This window comes from uncultured Thermomonas sp. (assembly GCF_937872235.1).
GTDB classification, from domain to species: Bacteria; Pseudomonadota; Gammaproteobacteria; order Xanthomonadales; family Xanthomonadaceae; genus Thermomonas; species Thermomonas beijingensis.
Window position 1 is genome coordinate 1 of sequence record NZ_CALMPC010000132.1, and the last position, 3,886, is coordinate 3,886.

The window sequence follows — 3,886 nt, forward strand, 5'->3', positions numbered from 1 at the left end:
CGGCACCCAGATCTTCCTGCACCAGAGCGGCGACCACCAGATTGACGTGACCGCGCTCAAATCAACGCTGCTGTCTGATCTCTTGAGAGAAAGCCAGGACACCGTCAAGCAGCGCGAATCGCAGCTGCAGAAGCTCAGGGCGGAGCTGGCGAAGCGCAACGCACTGCTGAACCAGACCGGCGACATTTCCAGCGAGCTGCGCCAGCTGTACCCGAGCCTGGACCAGATCACGGTGGGCGACGGGGTGACGATTGCCGAAGACGGCAGCCGCCACCAGGTGGTGTATCTCAATGCCACCATCCGTTCCGACCTGTCTGCGGCCGAACAGCAACGGATCGCGGACTGGTTCAAGATCCGCACCAAGGCCGATGCCGTGGTCTTCAACATCCAGACGCCGGAGGTGGCGGCACCCGCCAAAGCCAGCGGCAAGCGCAAGCGCTGACCATGGCCGGGGCGATCCTGCTCTGCCTTGCCACCTGCCCGGACGCAGCCTGCGCCGAGCGCATCGCCACGGCGCTGGTCGAGGAACGCCTGGCCGCCTGCGTCAACATCGTTCCCGGCCTGCACTCGGTATATCGCTGGCAGGGCGCGGTGGAACACGCAGGGGAAGTGCTGCTGCTGATCAAGACCACGCGGGCGCGCTACCCGGCCCTGCAGGCAAGGCTGCCGCAATTGCATCCGCATGAACTGCCGGAGCTGGTCGCGGTCGAATCCAATGACGGCCTGCCTGCGTATCTACGCTGGGTGGCCGACATGACCCGTCCAGTAGAATGATCCGATGACCCGACTGTCTTTTCGCCCGTGCCGCTGGCTGGCCGCACTGGCCCTGGCGGCGGCCCTGCCGGCCGCTGCCACCGCCGATGTTGATCTGCCGCCGGTCGATCAGGTCTTCGTGCTGTCAGCCAGCGCCACCGCGCACGATCGCGTGGACGTGCGCTGGCAGATCGCCAAGGGCTATTACCTGTACCGGCACCGCACATCGGTGAAGACCGATCCGGGGTTTGCCAACGCAACGCTGGCGCTGCCAAGCGGCGACAAGCACCGCGACGAGTTTTTCGGCGATGTCGAAACCTACCGCGGGCAACTGATCGGCACGCTGAGCGGCCAACCGGCCGCAACCGCGACATCGGTGCGCTTGACCGTGAAATATCAAGGCTGTGCCGATGCCGGGGTGTGCTACCCGCCGCAAACGCGCACGCTGACGGTGGCCTTGCCGGCTGCCGATGACGCTGCACCCGGTTTGGGTTTTGCCAAGAAGTCCGGCGGCTTGTTCGGGCTGGGCGATCCTGCCGGCGCAGTGAACGCCGCGCCGCTGCCGCCGGAGCAGGCCTTCGGCAGCGAAGTGATCGCGCTGGATGGCAACACCCTGCTGCTGCGGCTCACGCCCGCCAATGGCTATTACCTGTATCGCGACAAGCTCTCGGCCAACTTGGTGGCAGCCGACGGGTTATCCGCCGCGCTGCCCGCGCACGCGCAGATGCCCAAGGCCAGCGCGTTCAAGGATGAGCACTTTGGCCAGGTGCAGGTGTATTTCACGCAGGTCGAAATTCCGCTTGTCGTCAACCGCAGCACCCCGCGTGCGGCCAACGGCAACCTGATCGTCGGCTTGCAAGGTTGCCAGACCGAGGGCATTTGCTATGCGCCGATGACGCGGACGCTGGCGGTACATGTACCGGCGGGCGAGATCAATCCTCCTCTGCGGAAGAAGGACAGTGTGCCGAAGGCGCTTGCCGGAGACACCGCGCCAGCCGCCCCCCTCCCCCCAGCCGTGCCCCCCACCAGCAGGAAAGGGGGCGTGATTGCCCCCACACTCGCCACCGCCGATGCCGCCCGCAGCGCCCCCCCGCAACACCCCATTCCCAGTCTGCTGCCCGCCCTGCTGCTGGCCCTGCTGGGCGGCTTGATCCTCAATTTGATGCCCTGCGTGCTGCCGGTGCTGTCGCTGAAGGTGCTCTCGCTGGCACAAAGCGGGGCAAGCAGGCAGACCGCGCGACGGCATGCGCTGGCCTATACCGCCGGTGTGCTGGCCAGCTTCGCCGCCTTGGGCGGGCTGATTCTGGCACTGCGCAGCGGCGGTATCGAAAACTGGATCAGCTGGGGCTTCCAGTTGCAGTTCCCACGCATGGTCGCGGTGCTGGGGCTGCTGATGTTCATGCTGGGCCTGAGCTTGTCGGGCATGTGGTACGCCAGTATCCGTATCAGCGGTCGTGCCGACGCACTGGCGCAAGGCAGCGGCGTGCGCGCCGATTTCTTCACCGGCGTGCTGGCCGTGGTGCTGTCCACACCCTGCACGGCACCGTTCATGGGTGCGGCACTGGCCTATGCCTTCGTGGCCCCGACGCTTGCGGCGATGCTGGTGTTTTTGACATTGGGGCTGGGGCTGGCACTGCCGTTCCTGTTGATCGCCTTCGTCCCCGCCCTCGCCCGCCTGTTGCCCAAACCGGGCGCATGGATGGAAACCCTGAAACAACTGCTGGCCTTCCCGATGTACGCCACCGCCGCGTGGCTGGTGTGGGTGCTGGCGCAACAGCGCGGTGCCGACGCGGCCGGCCTTTGGATGGGCGCCGCCATTTTGTTGGCATTGGCGGCATGGGCGTGGACCCATGCCCGGCAACATGCCCGGCGCTGGCCATTGGTCCTGGCGGTACTGGCACTGGCGACGACCGCATGGCCGCTGTACACCATCGGCACCCTGCCCAAACCGATGAGCACGCACGTGCAGGGCGAGCTTGCGGTTGCCTATACAGAGCCCCGGCTGGCCGAACTGCGGACGCAAGGCCGGGTGGTGTTCGTGAATATCACCGCGGACTGGTGCGTCAGCTGCAAAGCCAATGAGAAGGCGGTATTCGCCCGCGATCGTTTCCGCGCCGCACTCAAAGCGGCCGATGCCGCCTACATGATCGGCGATCACACCAATATCGACCCCGCCATCACCGCCTACCTGCACCGCTATGGTGCCGTGGGCCTGCCGCTGTATGTGGTCTATCCACGTGGCGGCGGCGAGGGCAAGGTGCTGCCGGTGCTGCTGACCCCCGGCATTGTCGAAGACGCCCTGCGCGAGGCGGCACGCTGATGCCATCCAACAAGACGGTGGTCGCGGCAGCCATGCTGGCGGCGGTTGCCGGTGCGGTTGCCAGCCTGTATGTCCAGCCCACCGTTGCCTACAAACTGGCTGGCACCGAACTTGGCCAGCGCGCACTGGGCCATCTGCTGGCCGCCAATGCGCCTGCGCCGCCTGCCGGGCTGAAGATCGCCGAGCGTGGCGGCATCGTGCCAGCCATCACCTTGCACACGCTCGATGGCCTGCCCGCTGAGGTGCCACAGGCCTGGGCAGGCACGCCCACCTTGGTCAATCTGTGGGCCAGCTGGTGCGCGCCTTGCCTGAAAGAAATGCCGGATCTACAAGCGTTCTCCGCACAACACGCCACTACCGGTGTGCAAGTGGTAGGTATTGCGCTGGATGACGTGGCCTCTGCGCGCACCCTGCTGACGCGGCTGGGGGTCACCTATCCCAACTTGGTCGATCCCCCCGGCCCCACCGATGCCGGCGTGCGGCTGGGCAACCCGGCGGGCGTGTTGCCCTATTCGGTACTGGTTGCGGCCGATGGTCGCGTGCTGAAGACCCATATCGGTCCATTTGCCAACCAAGCCGCTATTGCAAACTGGGTGCAGCCCTGGGAGACGCGGGGTCTGCGCTGAGCGGGCCATGGATGACCCGCGCCCGCGACCTTAGCCGTGGATGACTGGATGCGGCCCTCAAGGCTGGGCAATACAAAGGGGCATGCCATTTTAGAGCCGTCACTCCAATATCCGTTTAAAATTGCGCTATCCGGCAAAAGTTCGCCGAACTGGACAGCATTGCTCATCTGCGCGACACTGCACGCCG

At 65.8% G+C, this 3,886-nt stretch carries 4 protein-coding genes; all 4 read left to right on the forward strand.

Annotated elements, in window-relative coordinates; translation table 11 throughout:
• Positions 1 to 442: hypothetical protein (locus QWB57_RS11205; protein WP_288969589.1), on the forward strand; the 442-nt coding region annotated here is incomplete at its 5' end.
• A gap of 2 nt (positions 443 to 444) precedes the next feature.
• A complete protein-coding gene (cutA, locus tag QWB57_RS11210) occupies positions 445 to 774 on the forward strand; it encodes a divalent-cation tolerance protein CutA (protein ID WP_223625488.1) in 330 nt (109 codons plus the stop codon).
• 4 nt (positions 775 to 778) lie between these two features.
• Positions 779 to 3,073 (forward strand): protein-disulfide reductase DsbD, encoded by a 2,295-nt coding sequence (locus QWB57_RS11215; protein ID WP_288969591.1) that lies wholly within the window; start codon positions 779 to 781, stop codon positions 3,071 to 3,073.
• Positions 3,073 to 3,699, forward strand: coding sequence for a TlpA disulfide reductase family protein (locus QWB57_RS11220; RefSeq protein ID WP_223625482.1), 627 nt, complete (start codon positions 3,073 to 3,075; stop codon positions 3,697 to 3,699). Before QWB57_RS11215 ends, QWB57_RS11220 begins: the two co-directional genes overlap by 1 nt.
• Positions 3,700 to 3,886: the final 187 nt, after the last annotated feature.